The organism is Streptomyces sp. A 4/2, assembly GCF_940670765.1.
Lineage (GTDB): Bacteria > Actinomycetota > Actinomycetes > Streptomycetales > Streptomycetaceae > Streptomyces.
In genome coordinates, this window is record NZ_CALNVW010000049.1 from 44,822 (window position 1) to 63,761 (window position 18,940).

Below are 18,940 nucleotides of genomic sequence, written 5' to 3' on the forward strand. Positions count from 1 at the left end.
CGGAAAGCCGGGTCGGGAAGCCGGGCGTTCGCAGGCTCGCGGGTTCCGAGGGCTCGCGGGTTCCGAGGGCTCGCGGGTTCCGAGGGCTACGAGATCGCGCTACGCAGCCCCGTCAGGTCGAGCTGTTCCGTCTCGTCGTGTGCGGTCAGATCGATGACCTGGCCGATCCCGCGCTCCTCGTCACCACCACGGCCGGCCTCGGCCTCGTGCGCCTCGATCGCCTCGGCGCCCACCACGTCCGCCAGGTCCTCGTTCTGCACGGACTCCAGCTGCGCGGGCTCCAGGGCCGCGGGCACCTTCTGCATGCCGAAGAAGTCGAAGCGGCCCACGGGCCGGTTCGCCCGGCCCTGCTGAGGGGTGTACGGCGCGACGGCCGTGGCCGGGACGTTGCGCGGGGCCGGGAGGTTCTGCGAAGCGGGGACGTGCCGGGGAGCCGGGAGGGCTGACGGCGGGTCCGTGTGCTCGCTGACGGCCGCCGAGTGCTTCCCCTCCGGTTCCACCGCTTCGGCTCGGTCCTGCCGTGCCTGCCGGTCCCGCTGCGCCTGCTGCGCCGCCGCGTTGCGCGTGAGGGCGTCCAGCGCCCGGACAGCGCTCGTGTACGCGGCCGGGGTGGGCGTGGAGTTCGCCGCGGGCAACGCGGCCCGTGCCGGGGCCGCCGCCTCGATCGCCAGGAGCCTGCGGCCTTCGAGCGCGCTGGCCCGCTCGGTCTCGGCGTTGGCGTACCGGCGCAGCAGGGCGGCGTGTTCGCCGCGCAGCCCGGCCAGTTCGATCCGCTTGGAGCGCAGCTTCGCCTCCAGCTTGACGCGCAGCGCGCGCGACTCCTCCAGGTCGCCCTCCAGTTCGGCGGCCCGCTCCTCGGCCTTCCACTCGTCCCCGGCCCGCGCACGGGTCAGTTCGGCGACGCGGCGGCCGGCCACCCGGTCCCAGCTGCGCATCAGGAACGCGCCGGTCACCGCGGCGGCTGCCGCGCCCGCGACCAGACAGCGAAGTACCAGAGGATCCGCGAACAGCCAGGCGCCGGCGGCGAGAAGAAGCGAAGCACCGGCTACGGCCGAGGGCTGGAGAAGCCTGTGCAGGGGTGGGGAATGGCGGTGGCGTCCACGTGGCATGGCTCGAAATTTACCGTGCGTGCGAGCCGAATGGACGACCGCACCGGGATTTGTTCCCCAGCGGTTACCTCCATTCCCCACCGGCCCACTAGTTGATCAAGCTCTTCGACTTCAGATAGTCCTTCGCCACATCGCCGGGCTTCGCGCGCTCGGAGTCGACCTTGCGGTTCAGCTGGACAAGATCATCTGTCGTCAGCACCTTGGTGAGCTTCGCCAGTGCCGCGGCGATCTCCGCGCTGCCCGCGTCCTTCGCATTCACGACGGGCAGGACGTTGTCCGCGTTCTGGAGGTGCTTGTCGTCCTGGAGCAGGACGAGCCCGTAGGTGTCCAGCGTCGCGTCGGTCGTGGTGGTCAGCACCAGTTGGTCGGTGCCGTCCTTGACGGCCTGCTTGGCCTGCGGGGTACCGACACCCTTGGGGTCCACGCCGGTCACATCGATGCCGTACTTCGACTTCAGGCCCGGCTCGCAGAACGGCCGGATCGTGCATTCGTCGCCCGCCGCGATCTTGACCTTCGCCTTCGACCTGCCCAGATCCGAAAGGGACTTGAGCTTGTTCTTCGCGGCGAATTCCTTCGTCACCGCGAACGCGTTCTGGTCCACGGCGGCGCCGGCTGGAAGCGCCTTCAGTCCGCGCGGTCCGGCGAGCTTCTGCAGCGCCGCGACGGTCGCCGTCACATCCCCGGAAGCCACCGGCTTCTTCTCGGCCTGCTTCGCGCCGTTCGTCTTGGCGTTGAGGAATTCGGCGAGCGTCGCCGCGTATTCCGGTACGACGTCGATCTCGCCCTTCTCCAGCGAGGGTTCGTACAGTTCCCGGTTGTTCACCGTGGTGACCGAGGTCTTGTACCCCGCGTCGGCCAGCACCTGGCTGTACAGCTCGGCGAGCACCTTGGACTCGGTGAAACCGGCCGCGCCGATGACGAGCGAGCCCTTCTTTCCCGAGCCGGCCGCGGTGCTCGAATCCCCGCCGTTCTTGTCCTTCTCCAGACTGTTCCCGCCGCACGCCGCGAGGGAACCCGTCAGAGCCACCACGCCGAGTACCGCGCCCGCTATCCGCGAGGTCTTGATCATGAGGTCCACTCCAAATGCCACGTGCCGGACGGCACGTGATAGGCGATACACAAGAGGCGATGCAAGACCGACCGGCACAGAGGGGCCGGTAGGTCCAGGAGTCGTGAAACGCGAGAAGCGACAGGCGTGGTGCCACGGAGGCGTGGTGCCACGGAGGTGTGGTGCCACGGAGGTGTGGTGCCACGGAGGAATTCGGACCGGGCACGGTCAGGCGACCTTCCGACGCGGGTCGAGCAGCTTGTCGGCCACCACCAGCAGGACCTCGACGAGGAGCGCCAGCGCGGCGACGAGGAGCGCGCCCGCCACCACCTGCGCGGTGTCGTACGTGTTGAACCCGGCGGTGATGATCCGGCCGAGCCCGCCGCCGCCGGTCATCGCGGCGAGCGTCGCGGTGGCGATCACCTGGACGGCCGCGGACCTGAGCCCGGTCATGATCAGCGGGTACGCGAGGGGCAGTTCGACCCGTACGAACAACTGGCGCCCCGACATCCCCATCCCGCGGGCCGCCTCCACCACCGACCGGTCCACCTCGCGCATCCCGGTGTACGCGTTGGTCAGCAGCGGCGGCACCGCGAACAGCACCAACGCGATCACCGTCGGCAGATCGCCCCGGGTGCGCAGCGGCGTCAGCAGCAGCAGGGCCAGCACCGCGAAGGTCGGTATCGCCCGGCCGATGTTGGAGATGTTCACGGCCAGCGCGCCGCCCCGCCCGAGATGCCCCAGCCAGAGCGCGACCGGCAGCGCGATGAGGCACGCCAGCGCGAACGCGGTCCCGCTGACGGTCAGGTGCTCGGCCAGCCGGTGCCCCGCGCCGTTCTCCCCCGACCAGTTCGCCCCCGTCGTCAGCCAGGTCCAGGCATCGGTCAACTCGCCCATGGTCAGCCCGCCTCCGCCGCACGAACCGCCTTCGGCGTCCGTATTCGGGTCCAGGGCGTCAGCAGCCGCTGCACGCCGAGCAGCAGCAGATCGGCCACGACAGCCAGCAGTACGCAGAGCACGGAGGCGGTCAGCACCTGTGCCTTGAAGAGGGTCGGCAGCGCGTCCTGGATGAGATTGCCCAGGCCGCCTTTTCCGACGATCGACCCGACCGTGGTCAGCGCGACCGTCGAGACCGTCGCGATCCGCACCCCGGCCAGTACCGCGGGCAGCGCCAGGGGCAGTTCGACCTCCCAGAGCAGCCTGCCGGGTCCGTACCCCATCCCCCGCGCGGCCTCCCGCGCGTCCTCGGGCACCGCGGCGAGACCGGCCATGATGTTCCGTACGAGGATGGTCAGCGAATACAGCACGAGCCCCGTGATCACCAGCGCCGCCGACAGACCGAACCACGGCAGCAGCAGCGAGAACATCGCCAGCGAGGGCACCGTGTAGAGCACGGTCGTCAGGCCGAGCACCGGCCCGGCGAACATCCGCCCACGGCGCGCGAGCAGCGCCAGCGGGAACGCCACCACCAGCCCGATCGCCACCGAGACCACCGTGATCCAGATGTGCTGGACCGTCGCGTCGGTCAACTCCTGGCTGCGGGAGGTGACGTACTGCCAGCAGATCCAGTCATTGCGCTGTATGCATGTCTCGCCCGTCATCCCGTCCCCCTCCCCCGTCACGGTGACGCCTCGCGCCGTGATCCGAAACCCAATTACGGCAACTGAGTGGCGACCCTATCCCCGGCCACTGACAATGCCGGGATCCGTCGCACTGCAGCAACATGGCCTTCACAAAGGCCCCGTCACAATGGGGAATCATGATCCGATTCGAAAACGTCACCAAGCGGTACGCCGACGGCACCACTGCCGTCGGCAACCTCTCCTTCGAGGTGGCCCGAGGTGAACTGGTCACGCTCGTCGGACCGTCCGGCTGCGGGAAGACGACCACGATGAAAATGGTCAACCGTCTCATCGAGCCGACCGAGGGCCGGATATACGTCGACGGGGACGACATATCCGCCATCGACCCCGTCGAACTCCGCCGCCGGATCGGCTATGTGATCCAGCAGGTCGGGCTCTTTCCGCACAAGACGGTTCTCGACAACACCGCGACCGTTCCCCATCTGCTGGGCGTCAAGCGGGCGACGGCCCGTGCCCGCGCCGCCGAACTTCTGGAGCTGGTGGGTCTCGACCCGTCCGTCCACGGCGACCGGTACCCCGAGCAGCTCTCCGGCGGTCAGCGCCAACGGGTCGGTGTGGCACGGGCGTTGGCGGCGGATCCGCCGGTCCTGCTGATGGACGAGCCGTTCGGCGCGGTGGATCCCGTGGTCCGCGAGCACCTCCAGAACGAGTTCCTCGCGCTCCAGAAGGCCGTCCGCAAGACCGTCCTCTTCGTCACGCACGACATCGAGGAGGCGGTCCGGCTGGGGGACCGTATCGCCGTCTACGGGCACGGCACGATCGAGCAGTTCGACGCCCCGGCCGCCGTTCTCGGCGCGCCCGCCACGCCCTACGTCGCGGACTTCGTGGGCGCGGACCGGGGCCTCAAGCGGCTGTCCGTCACCCCGATCGAACCCGGCGACCTGGAGCAGCCGCCCGTCGTGCACCTCGACGACCCGCTGCCCGCGAACATCGCCCGGTGGGCCGTCGTGCTGGACTCCGACGACAATCTGCACGGGTGGATCTCCGCCGAACAGGCCGCCACCGCCAAGGGGACCGTGCGCGAGCACGCCCGGCGCATGGAGGCCTGGCTGCCCGTCGGGGCCTCGCTCAAGCAGGCTTTCGCCACGATGCTCCAGCACGACGCCGGCTGGATCGCGGTGATCGACGAGGACAGTGCGGGGCGCTTCCTCGGCGTCCTCACCCCGGCCCGGCTGCACGAGGCGCTGCGGCGCTCCACCGCCGCCGACGCGCGGGACGTCCCGCGGACCGAGGTGGAACTGGAGACCGTCAGCGGCCGGTGAGCCTGCTGCTCAGCCACACCAGGCTCGCGGGGATCTCGCGGCGCCAGGTGTTGAAGTTGTGCCCGCCGCTCGTCAGCGTGATCGAGGAGACCTCGGTGGGCGGCTTCACCTTCGCCATGAACCGCATCGTGCTGCGGTAGTTCCCCTCGCCCGCCTTGCTCGTGGTGACGAGGAGGGATGTCTTCGGGGCGGGCCGGTGCGTCAGGCTCCACAACAGGTCCGCCCGGTCCCGCTCCGCTTTGCTGCCCTGGAAGAGGTCACCGGTCGTCGGATCCTCGGCCGCCCGGTAGTACGCGGAGAGTCCGGCCCCCGCGCCGTACACGTTCGGGTGATGGATCGCCAGCTTCAGCGCGCAGTAGCCACCGGTCGAATTACCGATGAAACCCCAGCTCCGGGGCCCGGTACCGACCCGGTACGTCGTCCGGACCGCCTCCGGCACGTCCTTGGCGAAGAACGTCTCGCTCTGCGGGCCGCCCGTGATGTCCACGCACTCCGTGTCCCGCGGCGGAGCCACCGTGGGCCGCAGCATCACCAGCACCATCGGCTTCATCTTCCCTGCTTTGACCTGGTCGTACTCCGTCCTCGGGAAGTGCAGACCCTTGAGCAGGTTCTCCGCGGTGCCGGGGTATCCGGTGAGGACCACGGACACCGGGAAAGTTCGTTTCGCGTACGCCTGCTGGAAGTACTGCGGCGGCAGATAGACGTACGCAGGACTGGCTATCTTCGACTTCCGGCCCTGGATCACGACCTTCTGGATCTGACCGCCGACCGCCGGTTTCGTACCGCCGGGGACGTCCAGGCCCTGCTTCCCCACGATGTGCACGTCCCGGCTGCCCACCTCGTGGTCGACCACCACACCCGGCGTCTGCTCCTGCCCGAAGAGGTCGGCCCAGGAGCCGTAGAAGAGGAAGGAGTTGTTGGCCATGAGTCCGACGGAGGCGAAGACCGCCACCTGCGTGACGAACAGCAGGCCGATGCGGCCCGCCACCGCGCGCCCGCTGCGGCGCGCCAGACGCGGCCAGAGCCAGACCGTCGCGGCGAAGGACACGACGGCCAGCAGTGCGGCAAGTGCCAGGACCTTGTGGCTGGTGAGACCCATGGGTAGGTGCGCTTTCTGCTGTGAGATTTTCCGGGCGGCGGATGAACCCGCCCCCCGGAAATGCCGTCCTAGAGGACACAAATGTCCGGATGCTGCGCCGGTCTCGGCGGCCGGCGGACACAGAACCTCTTGTGGAGCCGTGGGAAGCGATGTCTGTGCCGGTAGATGAGGAAAAGTCGGTAATGGTTCCGAAAAGCGTCCGGCGGATCGTCCAGGGACCCCGCCCGGAGACGGTTCCCGCCCTGATCGGTACGGCCTGCACGCTCGTCGGTCTGCTCGACGTCGCCGGAGGAGTGTTCCCCCGGTTCCGCCACAGCCGGATGCATGCCGTCGCCGAAGTGCTGCCCGGCGCTCTCGGCCCCTTCACCGCCGCACTCGCCCTCTGTGCCGGTGTGCTGCTGCTCCTCCTCGCCCACGGGCTGAAACGCCGTAAGCGCAGGGCCTGGCGGGCCGCGGTGGTACTGCTGCCCGCGGGCGCGGTGGCGCAGTTCGTCTACCGCCACTCCGTCGTCGGTGCGCTGATCTCCCTGGTGCTGCTGTCCCTGCTGGTGCGCCACCGGAGCGAGTTCGAAGCACTGCCCGATCCGCGCAGCCGCTGGAAGGCGCTCGCCAACTTCGTCCTGCTCGGCGCGGGCTCGCTGGGCCTCGGGCTGATCGTCGTCAGCGTCCACCCCGGCCGGGTCGTCGGCAGCCCGAGCATCGTCGACCGCCTCCAGCACGTGCTGTTCGGCCTGGTCGGCTTCGAGGGCCCGGTCGAGTACGCGGGCAACACCTCCTGGACCGTCGCCTACTCACTCGGCTCGCTCGGCCTGCTGACCGCGGTGACCACGATCTACCTGGCCTTCCGTCCCGAACATCCGGCCGCGCGCCTCACCGACGAGGACGAGAAGCAGCTGCGCGCCCTGCTGGCGAAGCACGGCGGCCGGGACTCGCTCGGCCACTTCGCGCTCCGCCGGGACAAGGGCGTCGTCTTCTCGCCGAGCGGCAAGGCGGCCGTCTGCTACCGCGTCGTCTCCGGCGTGATGCTCGCCAGCGGTGACCCGATCGGCGACGTGGAGGCGTGGCCCGGCGCCATCGAGCGCTTCATGGACGAGGCCAAGCTGCACTCCTGGACCCCCGCGGTGATGGGGTGCAGCGAGACCGGCGGTGAGGTCTGGACCCGCGAGACCGGGCTCGACGCGCTGGAACTGGGCGACGAGGCGGTGGTGGACGTGGTGGATTTCTCCCTCGCCGGACGGGCGATGCGCAACGTACGCCAGATGGTGAAGCGTATCGAGCGCGGTGGCTACGAGACGCGGGTCCGGCGCGTCCGTGACGTGAGCGAGGCGGAACTGGAGCGGATCCGGGCAGCAGCGGCGGCCTGGCGCGGCACCGACACCGAGCGCGGCTTCTCGATGGCGCTCGGCCGGATCGGCGACCCCGGCGACGGGGACTGCGTGATCGCCACGGCCCACAAGGCCGACGGGCCGGAATCCCCCTTCGGCGACCTGAAGGCGATCATCCACTTCGTACCGTGGGGTACGGACGGCATGTCCCTGGAACTGATGCGCCGCGACCGCGCCGCCGACCCGGGCATGAACGAGCTGCTGATCGTCGCCTCCCTGGAGGCCTCCCCCGCCCTCGGCATCGAGCGGGTCTCCCTCAACTTCGCGATGTTCCGCTCGGCCCTGGCCCGCGGCGAGAAGCTCGGCGCGGGTCCGGTGCTGCGGGGCTGGCGCGGGCTGCTGGTCTTCCTCTCCCGGTGGTTCCAGATCGAGTCGCTGTACAAGTTCAACGCGAAGTTCCGGCCGCGCTGGGAACCGCGGTTCGTGGTCTTCCGCAACACCAGCGACCTGCCGCGCATCGGCTTCGCCGCGATGCAGGCCGAGGGGTTCGTCAATCTGGGCCTGCCGTGGCCGTTCTCCCGGCGGGAGCGGGTGCAGGAACGGCCGTGCGCGCATCTCGCGACGGAGAACGGCGCGGAGGCGGCGTAACGGGGCCGAGCGAGCCCGTCCGCCGGCCGGGGCCGCCCCTGGGCCGTACGGGCCGCCCGGCACCCCCTGTCGGCGTACGGACTCCACGGCCGGGCCCGCGGGCAGCGCTTAGGCTGGGGGTATGAGTACGTTGCGCGGGCGAGGCCTGGTTGCAGGACTGCCGGAGTGGGACCGCTGCGCGGTCATGGGTGTCGTCAATGTGACGCCCGATTCCTTCTCCGACGGAGGCCGCTGGTTCGACACCGGCACTGCGGTGAAACACGGCCTCGACCTCGTCGCGGAAGGCGCCGACCTGGTGGACGTGGGCGGTGAGTCCACCCGTCCGGGCGCCAGCCGGGTCGACGCCGACGAAGAGCTGCGCCGGGTGGTGCCCGTGGTGCGCGGCCTGGTCTCCGAGGGTGTCACCGTCTCCGTCGACACCATGCGCGCCGCCGTCGCCGAGCAGGCGATCGAGGCCGGTGCGCTGCTGGTCAACGACGTGAGCGGCGGACTGGCCGACCCCGCCATGATCCCGGTGGTCGCCGCCGCCGAGGCCCCCTTCGTGGTGATGCACTGGCGCGGTTTCAGCGAGTCCATGACCAGCCGGGCGGTCTACCGGGACGTGGTCGCCGAGGTCGTCGCCGAGCTGCGTGTCCGGGTGGACGCGGCGGTCGCCGGCGGTATCGCGCCGGAGCGGATCGTCGTCGACCCGGGCCTGGGCTTCGCCAAGGAAGCCGAGCACGACCTGGCCCTGGTCGCCCACCTCTCCGAGGTACGGGCCCTGGGCCACCCCCTGCTGGTCGCCGCCTCCCGCAAACGCTTCCTCGGCCGCGTACTGGCACGGGACGGCGCCACCCCGCCGCCCGCCCGCGAGCGGGACGCGGCCACCGCCGCCGTCTCCGCGCTCGCCGCCCACGAGGGCGCCTGGGCCGTCCGGGTCCACGAGGTACGGGCCACGGCCGACGCGGTCCGGGTGGCCCGCGCCGTAGAGGGAGCCAAGTGACCGCGAGCACCGAGGTCGAAGAGGTCGAGCTCGCCAACACCACCTTCTACGAGACGATGGAGCGGGGGGACTTCGAGGCCCTCTCCGGGCTGTGGCTGAACGACGAGATCTCCTGCGTCCACCCCGGCTGGCCGGTGCTCTCGGGGCGTGGCGACGTCCTCAGGTCGTACGCGCTGATCATGGCGAACACCGAGTACATCCAGTTCTTCCTGACCGATGTGAAGGTCGGTATCACCGCGGACACCGCCCTGGTGACCTGCACCGAGAACATCCTCAGCGGCGGCCCCGCCGAGGAGGCCGGTGAGCTGGGCCCGCTGGTCGGGCAGCTGGTCGTCGCCACCAATGTGTTCCGCAGGACGCCCGAGGGCTGGAAGCTCTGGTCGCACCACGGATCGCCGGTGCTGGCCGAGACCGGAGAGGACCCTTCCGGTGAAGGCGGTCCGGGCGGCGACGACGGCGAGGAAACGCCCGCCTGAGTGGGCGGCGGCTCCCACAGGGTTGACCCGGCGGACCCGGGGGTAGGGGCGAGTATCACCCACCCGGACTTCTGTACGCGCCCCCGTGATCGGGCGTTGTCAGTGGCCGCAGGTAGATTCGAATGTGTGGGCTACGCCGACCGCTCTCGGCGCCGCCCGCGCTACCGACGAACAGCAGGAGTGATTCGCGTGGATCGTGTCGCGCTGCGCGGCCTCAAGGCCCGTGGGCACCATGGCGTCTTCCCCCGGGAGCGCGAGGAGGGCCAGACCTTCATCGTGGACCTGGTGCTCGGCCTCGACACCCGCCCCGCGGCGGCCGACGACGACCTGACGAAGACCGTGCACTACGGCGTCGTGGCGGAAGAAGTCGTCGATGTCGTCAAGGGCGAACCGGTCGACCTGATCGAGACGCTGGCCGAGCGGATCGCCCAGCAGTGCCTCAAGCACGAAGGCGTCCAGGAGGTCGAGGTGGTCGTGCACAAGCCGGATGCCCCGATCACCGTGCCCTTCGACGACGTCACCATCACCATCATCCGGAGCCGAGTATGACCGTGTATCCCAGCGGGGCGCAGAGCGACCCGACCGTACAGCCGGTGCCCGCCTCCGTGGTCGCGCAGGTCGACGCGGCCGATGTGACACTGTCCAATCCGAAACGGGCGGTGATCTCCCTCGGCGCCAATCTGGGCAACCGCCTGGAGACCCTCCAGGGCGCCATCGACGCCCTGGAGGACACGCCCGGCCTCCGGGTCAAGGCCGTCTCGCCGGTGTACGAGACGGAGCCCTGGGGCGTCGACCCCGGCTCGCAGCCCTCGTACTTCAACGCGGTGGTCGTCGTGAAGACGACGCTGCCGCCGGACTCGCTCCTGGAGCGCGGCCAGGCCATCGAGGAGGCCTTCGACCGGGTCCGTGACGAGCGCTGGGGTCCGCGCACCATCGACGTGGACATCCTGTCGTACGCGGACGTGGTCTCCGACGACCCGGTGCTCACCCTTCCCCACCCGCGCGCCCACCAGCGGGCCTTCGTCCTGGTCCCGTGGCACGACGTGGACCCCGGCGCCGAGCTGCCCGGCCGCGGCCCGGTCGCGGATCTGCTGGCGACCGTCGGCAGCGAAGGTGTACTGGCGCGTGCCGATCTGGAACTCTGCCTGCCCGACTAGTCGTTAGCCTCTGAGGGTCCGGAGGCAGTTCGTGAGCAAGGAAGAGCAGAGTCACGTGAAGCAACTACGGCTCGGTGTACTGGCCGGTCTGTTCGTCGTCGCCGGAGTGCTGTCCTGGGCGGGTGCCCGGCTCTGGAATTCGGTGGGCACCCTGCCGGGCGTGCCGCTCGCCGCGCCCATCGTGCTGGCGGCGATCGCGGTCGTTCTGCTCGCCACGGCTCTCTCGCTGCGGGGGCGACTGCGCGCCCAGCGGGAGCGGCGCCCCGGAGCGAAGGGCGTCGACCCGCTGATGGCGGCTCGCGCGGTGGTCTTCGCGCAGGCCAGCGCGCTGGTCGTGTCGCTGGTCTGCGGGCTGTACGGCGGCACGGGGGTCTATCTGCTCAGCCACCTCGACGACCCGTCCCGCCGGGACCAGGCGATCTACGCCGGGTTCTCGGTGGTGGCCGGGATCGCGGTGGTCGCCGCGGCGTTCTTCCTGGAACGGGTGTGCAAGCTCCCGGACGACGAGGACAAGAACGGCCAGGGCGCGGCGGCCTGACCGGCGCAGCCCGGCCCGCCCGGTCCGCTCCCGTTCCATCAGCTTCCGTCCGGCCCGTTTTCGTTCAGGCCGCTTCCGTCCGCGCTGATCCGTTCCGCGCTGATCCGTTCAGCGCGCCATGATCAGGCTCATGGCCTCGGCCCGCGTCGCCGGATCGCGCAGCTGGCCGCGCACCGCGGAGGTGATGGTCTTCGCGCCGGGCTTGCGTATGCCGCGCATCGACATGCACATGTGCTCGCACTCCACCACCACGATCGCGCCACGCGGCTCCAGGATCTCCATCAGGGAGTCGGCGATCTGCGTGGTGAGACGCTCCTGCACCTGGGGGCGCCGGGCATAGACGTCGACCAGCCGGGCCAGCTTGGAGAGGCCGGTGATCTTGCCGCTGGTCGCCGGGATGTAGCCGACGTGCGCGACACCGTGGAACGGTACCAGGTGGTGCTCACAGGTCGAGAAGACCTCGATGTCCTTGACCAGGACCATCTCGTCGTGGCCGAGGTCGAACGTCGTCGTCAGGACGTCCTCGGGCTCCTGCCGCAGACCCGCGAAGATCTCCTTGTACGCCCGCGCGACCCGGGCCGGAGTCTCCAGCAGCCCTTCACGGTCCGGGTTCTCACCGACCGCGATGAGCAGCTCCCGTACGGCATTCTCGGCCCGCTTCTCGTCGAACTCGCGGATCCGGCTCTCGCCGTCCAGCGTTATCGGGTCCGTCATCTGTGCCTCGCTCCGTAAAAGAAAATGCCGCGTCCCCCAGGCTAGAACCTGGGGGACGCGGCATGCATTCCGGGGCTACCGGCAAGGGCGAGCGGTGATCAGCTCTCCGGCCGGTCCTCGGGAACGGACTCGATGCCGCTGTCCGCGGGGGTCGAGCCGTTGTTGCCCGAAGTGACCGCACCAGCAGCGCCGTTGGTGAGCGCCAGTTCCCTCGGGGAGAGCACCGGCGGCCGGGTCGACGGCGTACGCCGGGTGGAGCCGGTCCACGCCGGACGAGCCGGACGCTTCACGATCCCCGAGAAGACCTCGGCGATCTGCTCCTTGTTCAGCGTCTCCTTCTCGAGGAGCTGCAGGACCAGGTTGTCGAGGACGTCGCGGTTCTCGACCAGGATCTCCCAGGCCTCGTTGTGCGCGGTCTCGATGAGCTTCTTGACCTCTTCGTCGACCAGCGCGGCGACCTCTTCCGAGTAGTCGCGCTGGTGGCCCATCTCGCGGCCCACGAACGGTTCGGTGTTGTCCCCACCGAACTTGATCGCGCCGAGACGCTCGGTCATGCCGTACTGCGTGACCATCGCGCGAGCGGTGGCCGTGGCCTTCTCGATGTCGTTGGCCGCGCCCGTGGTCGGGTCGTGGAAGACAAGTTCCTCGGCCGCGCGCCCGCCCAGCATGTACGCCAGCTGGTCGAGCATCTCGTTGCGCGTGGTCGAGTACTTGTCCTCGTCGGGCAGGACCATGGTGTAACCCAGGGCCCGGCCGCGGGACAGGATCGTGATCTTGTGGACCGGGTCCGAGTTGGGAGATGCCGCCGCGACCAGGGCGTGTCCGCCCTCGTGGTACGCGGTGATCTTCTTCTCCTTGTCGGACATGATCCGGGTCCGCTTCTGCGGGCCCGCCACGACACGGTCGATCGCCTCGTCCAGCGCCTCGTTGTCGACGAGCTTCTGGTTGCCACGCGCGGTGAGGAGCGCGGCTTCGTTCAGCACGTTCGCCAGGTCGGCACCGGTGAAGCCGGGCGTACGACGGGCGACTGCACCCAGATCGACGTCCGGGGCGACCGGCTTGCCCTTCTGGTGGACCTTGAGGATCTCCAGACGGCCCAGCATGTCCGGCCGGTCCACCGCGATCTGCCGGTCGAAACGGCCGGGACGCAGCAGCGCCGGGTCGAGGATGTCCGGCCGGTTCGTGGCGGCGATCAGAATGACGCCGCCCTTCACGTCGAAGCCGTCCATCTCGACGAGCAGCTGGTTGAGCGTCTGCTCACGCTCGTCGTGGCCACCGCCGAGACCCGCACCACGGTGCCGGCCGACGGCGTCGATCTCGTCGACGAAGACGATCGCCGGGGCGTTCGCCTTGGCCTGCTCGAAGAGGTCACGCACTCGGGAGGCACCGACACCGACGAACATCTCGACGAAGTCGGAACCGGAGATCGAGTAGAACGGGACGCCCGCCTCGCCTGCGACAGCGCGTGCCAGCAGCGTCTTACCCGTTCCCGGCGGCCCGTACAGCAGGACACCCTTGGGAATCTTGGCGCCGACGGCCTGGAACTTCGCCGGCTCCTGCAGAAACTCCTTGATCTCGTGGAGTTCTTCGACAGCCTCGTCGGACCCCGCCACATCGGCGAAGGTCGTCTTGGGGGTGTCCTTGGTGATCAGCTTGGCCTTGGACTTCCCGAACTGCATGACACGGGAGCCGCCGCCCTGCATCTGATTCATCAGGAACAGGAAGACCACGACGATGAGCACGAAGGGCAGCAGCGAGAGCAGGATCCCGACGAACGGGTTCTGCTTCGACGGCGAGACCGTGTAGCCCTTCGCGATGTCGCCGCTGTCGACCTTGCTCTGCAGCTTCGCGGCAAGAGCAGTGCCCTGCGCATCGCCGATGTAGTTCGCCTGGAACTTGCTGCCCGACTCGCCACTGAGCTTCTGGCCGCTCTTCATCTCGATCTTGATGACGTTCTCGTCACCAGTCGTGACCTTGGCCTGCTCGACCTGGTTCTTGTCGATCGCCTGGACGACCTTGGAGGTGTCCACTGACTTGTAGCCGCCCGACGAGCCGACGACCTGCATCAACACGACCACGGCGAGGACGGCCAGCACGATCCACATGACCGGCCCACGGAAGTATCGCTTCACGTCCATCCATACGGGGCGGAACTACGCCCCGTCCCTCCTGCCCGTAGGTAAATGCTGCTGTGAGTAAAGAGTGTTCTTCGGACGGTACCCCAGCATCGCCGCCCGCGACCTCACGGGAGTGCACAGGAGTGCCTTCCCCTGCTCCAACGGCGGGAAATAGGTGAGGGTTCCCGTTCGGCTCACGGCTGAACTCCGGCCTGTCCGGCAGAGCCGGACGGGCCGTTATCCGCCGTAGACGTGCGGGGCCAGAGTGCCGACAAAGGGGAGGTTGCGGTACTTCTCCGCGTAGTCGAGTCCGTATCCGACGACGAATTCATTCGGAATGTCGAACCCGGCCCACTTCACGTCGAGCGAGACCTTTGCGGCATCCGGCTTGCGCAGCAGGGTGCAGACCTCCAGCGAGGCGGGCTCACGGGAACCGAGGTTCGACAGCAGCCAGGAAAGCGTCAGACCCGAGTCGATGATGTCCTCGACGATCAGCACGTGCTTGCCCTTGATGTCGGTGTCCAGGTCCTTGAGGATCCGGACCACACCCGACGACTGGGTGCCCGCGCCGTACGACGACACCGCCATCCAGTCCATCGTGACCGACGTGGACAGTGCACGGGCGAGGTCCGCCATCACCATCACGGCGCCCTTGAGAACACCGACGAGCAGCAGATCCTTGCCCGCGTACTCCGCGTCGATCTTCGCTGCCAGCTCCGCGAGCTTGGCGTCGATCTCTTCCTTGGTGATGAGCACCGACGCGAGGTCGGTGCCCATGTCTTTCTCGTTCACCCGGGCCACTTTCAGTTGCTTGTGCTTCGCCTGAGGCGCGGCTCTGCGTCAGCCTTGCCGGATAACCAGTCTGCCACCCTGCCGCTGAGCCTCCACCCGGCCGGGGAGGTTGATGGCCCCCTGCCCCCGCCAGCCGGTGATCAGCCGGTCGATCTCCTCGATGTGCCGGGCGAAGAGCGAACCCGCGGGTGAGCCCGCCGCGATGACCGAGCGGCGCAGCACCCGGCTGCGGACTGCGGGCGGCAGGGCGTTCAGCTTCGCGCACTCCAGTTGCCCGGTCTCGTCACGGGAGGACGCCTCGGCGTCCGCGGCCCAGGCGTCCAGGGCGTCGGCGTCGTCACGGGAGAGACGTGCGGTGCGGGCCAGCGCCTCGACGACGCCCTTGCCGAGCGACTTCTCCAGCGCGGGCAGGCCCTCGTGGCGCAGCCGGGAGCGGGTGTACGCGGGGTCGGTGTTGTGCGGGTCGTCCCAGACCGGCAGCTGCTGGATCAGGCACGCCTTGCGGGCGGTCTGCCGGTCGAGCTGGAGGAAGGGCCTGCGGTACCGGCCGGCCGCCCCCGAGACGGCCGCCATACCGGACAGCGAACGGATGCCGGAGCCGCGGGCCAGGCCGAGGAGGACCGTCTCCGCCTGGTCGTCGCGGGTGTGCCCGAGGAGGACGGCGGCGGCGCCGCGGCGCTCGGCCACCGCGTCCAGCGCGGCGTACCTGGCATCCCTCGCGGCAGCCTCGGGCCCGCCGGCCCGGCCGACGGCCACGGCGACCGATTCGACGGGGTCGAGCCCGAGGCCGCCGAGCCGGGAGACGACTTCGGCGGCCCGGAATTCCGAGCCGTCCTGGAGTCCGTGGTCGATGGTGACGCCGCCCGCGCGGACGGCGAGTTTACGGGCCTCGAAGGCCAGGGCGGAGGCGAGCGCCATGGAGTCGGCGCCACCGGAGCACGCGACCAGCACCAGCGGCTCGGGCCGTCCGTGCGGGGTGCTTCCGGGGTACGCACCGGCGAGGTGCGGGCTTGCGGGCTGTTCGGTCTGTTCGTTCAGTACGTCGTGGAGTACGCGGCGAACCGCCAGGCGTATCGCTGCGACCGCAGGATGGGGACCCATGTCCGGTGCCCTTCGGTGGAGTTGGGGGGGTGCCTCGGATAGACGACAGCGTCACACAGAGTGCATAGATGGTGACAGAAGCGGGCCGATACCCGAGCATTGCACGCCAACCCCTTGCCCACGGTCCCTCGGATGGGTGATGCTGCGCCTTTCTGGGAGACCCGGGGCCCTCCGCCGCGTACTTCAGCCGCGGACGGCCCGGAACGCCGGCCGGGTCAGAGCGACGGGTCGCCCTTGCGGTGCACCCGTGCGATCCAGTCGGCGGGGGCGGCGATCTCCGCCTTGGTGGGCAGCGTGTTCGGCGAGGTCCAGACGCGGTTGAAGCCGTCCATGCCGACCTCGTCGACCACGGTCCGTACGAACCGCTCTCCGTCGCGGTACTGCCGGAGTTTGGCGTCCAGGCCCAGCAGCTTGCGCAGTGCCTGGTCGAGGCGGCCCGCGCCCTGGGCCCGGCGCTGCTGGAACTTCTCGCGGATCTCGTCGACCGACGGCACGACCTGCGGGCCGACCCCGTCCATCACGTAGTCGGCGTGTCCTTCGAGCAGGGACATCACCGCGGTCAACCGGCCCAGGATGTCCCGCTGGGCCGGCGTCTGGACCAGTTCGACCAGCGAGTTCCCGCGGTCGGTGCCGGTGCTGTCGGACGCGTCGGAGCGGTTGCCCGCGAGCGACTGGGCGGCCTCGCGCAGCCGTTCCAGGACGGTCATCGGGTCGACCTCGGTCTCTTCGAGGAACGACTGGATCTCGCCCTCCAGATGGTCGCGCAGCCAGGGCACGGCGGTGAACTGGGTGCGGTGGGTCTCCTCGTGCAGGCAGACCCAGAGCCTGAAGTCGTGCGGGTCGACCTCCAGCTCGCGCTCCACGTGCACGATGTTCGGCGCGACGAGCAGCAGCCGTCCGCCGGTGCCCACGGAGGCCGGGAGGTCACGGTCGGCCGGGGCGAACGTCTCGTACTGCCCGAGCACCCGGGACGAGAGGAACGACAGCAGCATGCCCAGTTCGACGCCGGTCACCTTGCCGCCGACCGCGCCGAGCACCGCGCCGCCCGGCCCGCTGCCGCGCCGCTCCTGCATCTTCTCCAGCAGGGGCCGCAGGACCTCACGGAACCCGGCGACGTTGGCCTTCACCCAGCCCGCCCGGTCCACGACGAGCACCGGGGTGTCCTTGCGCTCGGTGTCCTCCGGGATCATCCGGGTGAAGGCCCGGACGTGTTCCTCGGCGGACTTGGCATGCCTGCGCAGCTCCGCCACCACCGCACGGGCTTCGTCCCTGCTGACGTCCGGACCCTGTTTCGCGAAGCGGGTCGCAGTCGCCGTGGCGAGGTTCCAGTCGACCATCTCGGCACCACCGATGCGCGTCATGTGTCAACCGTACGTTCTCCGATCCGCGGACGGTGAGGTGTTGGCCCTACCGCCCGCAGCCGCAGGACGCCACGGTCGTGCCCAGCCGGTCCAGCGCCGACTGGGCCGCGGTCGGGGAGTCCGTGTCCGAGGCCAGGAACGCGAAGGCGAGCAGCCTGCCCTGGGCGTCGACCACCGTGCCGGCCAGGGTGTTCACCCCGGTCAGGGTGCCGGTCTTGGCGCGGACCAGTCCGGTGGCGTCGGCCGAGTGCGTGTAGCGCTGGTCGAGGGTGCCGGTGAATCCGGCGATCGGCAGGCCGGTGAGGACCGGGCGCAGTTCGGGGTGGGCCGGGTCGCCTGCCCGGGTGAGGAGGGTGGCCAGGAGCGTCGCGGTGACCTTGTCGTGCCGGTTCAGTCCGCTGCCGTCGGCGAAGTGCGCCCCGTCCAGCGGCATGCCGAGCTTCTTGAGCCGGCCCTGGACCGCCCGGCCCGCGCCGTCGAAGCTCGCGGGTTCGTGCGCGGCCAGCGCGGTCTGCCGGGCCACCGCCTCCGCGATGTCGTTGTCGCTGTTGGTGAGGGCCCGCTCCACCAGGTCGGACAGCGGCGCCGAGTACGTCCTGGCCACCGGCCGGGCGTCCTTCGGGGAGCGGCCGGACGTCGGTTCGTGCGCGCTGTGGACGGACCGGTGGGCCAGCATCGAGGCGAACAGCCGGGCCGTGTCGCCCGCCGGGTCGCCGGTACGCGGGGCCGGACCGTGATCGTCGCCGCCGCCGGAATTCCCGGAGGATCCGCTGTTCAGCCGTCCCTCGTCCGTCATCAGCGCGCTGACCGGGGCGATGTTGTCGTTGGGGCCGATGGGGTGGAGCGGGGGTCCGGAGTAGAGCGAGGTGTCGTACGAGATACGGACCGAGCTGACGCCCCGGTCGCGCAGCACCCGGGCGGTGTCGTCGGCGAGGGCCCGCAGCCCGTCCCGGTCCAGGGTCGGGTCGCCGCCGCCCGTCAGGGTGAGGCGTTTGCCGTCCGGGGTCGCCGTGACCGTGGTGGCGATGCGGTGGTCGGGGCCGAGCGCGGAGAGCCCGGCGACCATGGTGGCCAGCTTGACCGTGGAGGCCGGGGTCATCGGCTGGTCGGCGTGCGATCCGTACAACTGCTTGCCCGTGGCGGTGTCGATCACCACGCCGCTGCGGCTGCCGCCCAGCGCCGGGGCCCGCATCAGCGGGTCCAGAGCTCCGGCGAGCCCCTTGCCGTCGGGCAGCGCCCCCGCGGGTGCCCGGCCCTTGTCCGCCCCGGTACCGCCGAGCGCCACCAGTACGCCCGGCGCACTCGGTGCGGGGGCCGGACCGGCGGGGCGCGCGGCCCGGCCGTGATCTGCGCCACCTGTACCGCTCCTGGAGGCGGCCCAGTCCCGCTCGGCCTTACGCTGACCCGAGTCCCAGGGTCCGGACGCCGCGATCAGCCCGGCCGCGAGCGCGAGACCGATCACGGCGGAGCCCGCCGAGAGTTGCCATGTCGTCACCTTCGGCATCGGCACCTCGGAGCAGCCCCTTTCGCGATCACACATCGTCGTGGGGGACACTTAACCACTGCGT

General features: G+C 70.0%; 18 protein-coding genes. 7 read left to right on the forward strand and 11 right to left on the reverse strand.

Features of this window, described 5'->3' with window-relative positions:
- Window positions 1–86: 86 nt before the first annotated feature.
- The 4 genes from NBY69_RS32045 to NBY69_RS32060 all read right to left on the reverse strand — a co-directional run bounded on the left by NBY69_RS32045 (window position 87) and on the right by NBY69_RS32060 (window position 3,758).
- On the reverse strand, window positions 87–1,109 hold the full coding sequence (locus tag NBY69_RS32045) for a hypothetical protein (protein WP_250305459.1): 1,023 nt from the start codon (window positions 1,107–1,109) through the stop codon (window positions 87–89).
- 88 nt (window positions 1,110–1,197) lie between these two features.
- Window positions 1,198–2,178, reverse strand: coding sequence for an ABC transporter substrate-binding protein (locus tag NBY69_RS32050; protein WP_250305460.1), 981 nt, complete (start codon window positions 2,176–2,178; stop codon window positions 1,198–1,200).
- Window positions 2,179–2,385: 207 nt separating this feature from the next.
- Window positions 2,386–3,054, reverse strand: a complete 669-nt coding sequence (locus NBY69_RS32055) for an ABC transporter permease (RefSeq protein ID WP_250305461.1) — start codon at window positions 3,052–3,054, stop codon at window positions 2,386–2,388.
- A gap of 2 nt (window positions 3,055–3,056) precedes the next feature.
- Window positions 3,057–3,758 (reverse strand): ABC transporter permease, encoded by a 702-nt coding sequence (locus NBY69_RS32060; RefSeq protein ID WP_250305462.1) that lies wholly within the window; start codon window positions 3,756–3,758, stop codon window positions 3,057–3,059.
- Window positions 3,759–3,916: 158 nt separating this feature from the next.
- Here NBY69_RS32060 and NBY69_RS32065 point away from each other — a divergent pair, with 158 nt between their 5' ends.
- Complete coding sequence (locus NBY69_RS32065) at window positions 3,917–5,062, forward strand: ABC transporter ATP-binding protein (RefSeq protein ID WP_250305463.1); 1,146 nt, start codon at window positions 3,917–3,919, stop codon at window positions 5,060–5,062.
- Here NBY69_RS32065 and NBY69_RS32070 read toward each other — a convergent pair.
- On the reverse strand, window positions 5,049–6,161 hold the full coding sequence (locus tag NBY69_RS32070; protein WP_250305464.1) for an esterase family protein: 1,113 nt from the start codon (window positions 6,159–6,161) through the stop codon (window positions 5,049–5,051). The genes NBY69_RS32065 and NBY69_RS32070 overlap by 14 nt on opposite strands.
- 182 nt (window positions 6,162–6,343) lie before the next feature.
- Here NBY69_RS32070 and NBY69_RS32075 point away from each other — a divergent pair, with 182 nt between their 5' ends.
- From NBY69_RS32075 to NBY69_RS32100, 6 genes are all read left to right on the forward strand, one after another.
- The gene (locus tag NBY69_RS32075; RefSeq protein ID WP_250305465.1) at window positions 6,344–8,134 is read left to right on the forward strand and encodes a phosphatidylglycerol lysyltransferase domain-containing protein; all 1,791 of its coding nucleotides are present in this window, start codon (window positions 6,344–6,346) and stop codon (window positions 8,132–8,134) included.
- A gap of 121 nt (window positions 8,135–8,255) precedes the next feature.
- Complete coding sequence (gene folP, locus NBY69_RS32080; RefSeq protein WP_250305466.1) at window positions 8,256–9,116, forward strand: dihydropteroate synthase; 861 nt, start codon at window positions 8,256–8,258, stop codon at window positions 9,114–9,116.
- On the forward strand, window positions 9,113–9,592 hold the full coding sequence (locus tag NBY69_RS32085; protein WP_266641542.1) for a nuclear transport factor 2 family protein: 480 nt from the start codon (window positions 9,113–9,115) through the stop codon (window positions 9,590–9,592). The genes folP and NBY69_RS32085 overlap by 4 nt, the downstream gene beginning before the upstream one ends.
- Before the next feature lie 189 nt (window positions 9,593–9,781).
- Window positions 9,782–10,141: a dihydroneopterin aldolase gene (gene folB, locus NBY69_RS32090; protein ID WP_250305467.1), complete on the forward strand. Its 360-nt coding sequence runs from the start codon at window positions 9,782–9,784 to the stop codon at window positions 10,139–10,141.
- On the forward strand, window positions 10,138–10,749 hold the full coding sequence (gene folK, locus NBY69_RS32095; RefSeq protein ID WP_250305468.1) for a 2-amino-4-hydroxy-6-hydroxymethyldihydropteridine diphosphokinase: 612 nt from the start codon (window positions 10,138–10,140) through the stop codon (window positions 10,747–10,749). Before folB ends, folK begins: the two co-directional genes overlap by 4 nt.
- Before the next feature lie 55 nt (window positions 10,750–10,804).
- Window positions 10,805–11,287, forward strand: coding sequence for a DUF3180 domain-containing protein (locus NBY69_RS32100; RefSeq protein WP_250305593.1), 483 nt, complete (start codon window positions 10,805–10,807; stop codon window positions 11,285–11,287).
- A 108-nt stretch (window positions 11,288–11,395) separates the two neighbouring features.
- On the opposite strand, the gene folE is transcribed toward NBY69_RS32100, so the two are convergent.
- The 6 genes from folE to dacB all read right to left on the reverse strand — a co-directional run bounded on the left by folE (window position 11,396) and on the right by dacB (window position 18,876).
- Window positions 11,396–12,001 (reverse strand): GTP cyclohydrolase I FolE, encoded by a 606-nt coding sequence (gene folE, locus NBY69_RS32105; RefSeq protein ID WP_250305469.1) that lies wholly within the window; start codon window positions 11,999–12,001, stop codon window positions 11,396–11,398.
- A gap of 98 nt (window positions 12,002–12,099) precedes the next feature.
- Window positions 12,100–14,139 (reverse strand): ATP-dependent zinc metalloprotease FtsH, encoded by a 2,040-nt coding sequence (gene ftsH, locus NBY69_RS32110; RefSeq protein ID WP_250305470.1) that lies wholly within the window; start codon window positions 14,137–14,139, stop codon window positions 12,100–12,102.
- A 216-nt stretch (window positions 14,140–14,355) separates the two neighbouring features.
- Window positions 14,356–14,895, reverse strand: a complete 540-nt coding sequence (gene hpt / locus NBY69_RS32115) for a hypoxanthine phosphoribosyltransferase (RefSeq protein ID WP_250305594.1) — start codon at window positions 14,893–14,895, stop codon at window positions 14,356–14,358.
- Between the two features lie 63 nt (window positions 14,896–14,958).
- Complete coding sequence (tilS, locus tag NBY69_RS32120) at window positions 14,959–16,011, reverse strand: tRNA lysidine(34) synthetase TilS (RefSeq protein ID WP_250305471.1); 1,053 nt, start codon at window positions 16,009–16,011, stop codon at window positions 14,959–14,961.
- A gap of 215 nt (window positions 16,012–16,226) precedes the next feature.
- Window positions 16,227–17,372: a zinc-dependent metalloprotease gene (locus tag NBY69_RS32125; RefSeq protein WP_250305472.1), complete on the reverse strand. Its 1,146-nt coding sequence runs from the start codon at window positions 17,370–17,372 to the stop codon at window positions 16,227–16,229.
- A gap of 46 nt (window positions 17,373–17,418) precedes the next feature.
- Window positions 17,419–18,876, reverse strand: a complete 1,458-nt coding sequence (gene dacB, locus NBY69_RS32130) for a D-alanyl-D-alanine carboxypeptidase/D-alanyl-D-alanine-endopeptidase (protein ID WP_250305595.1) — start codon at window positions 18,874–18,876, stop codon at window positions 17,419–17,421.
- Between the last annotated feature and the right edge of the window lie 64 nt (window positions 18,877–18,940).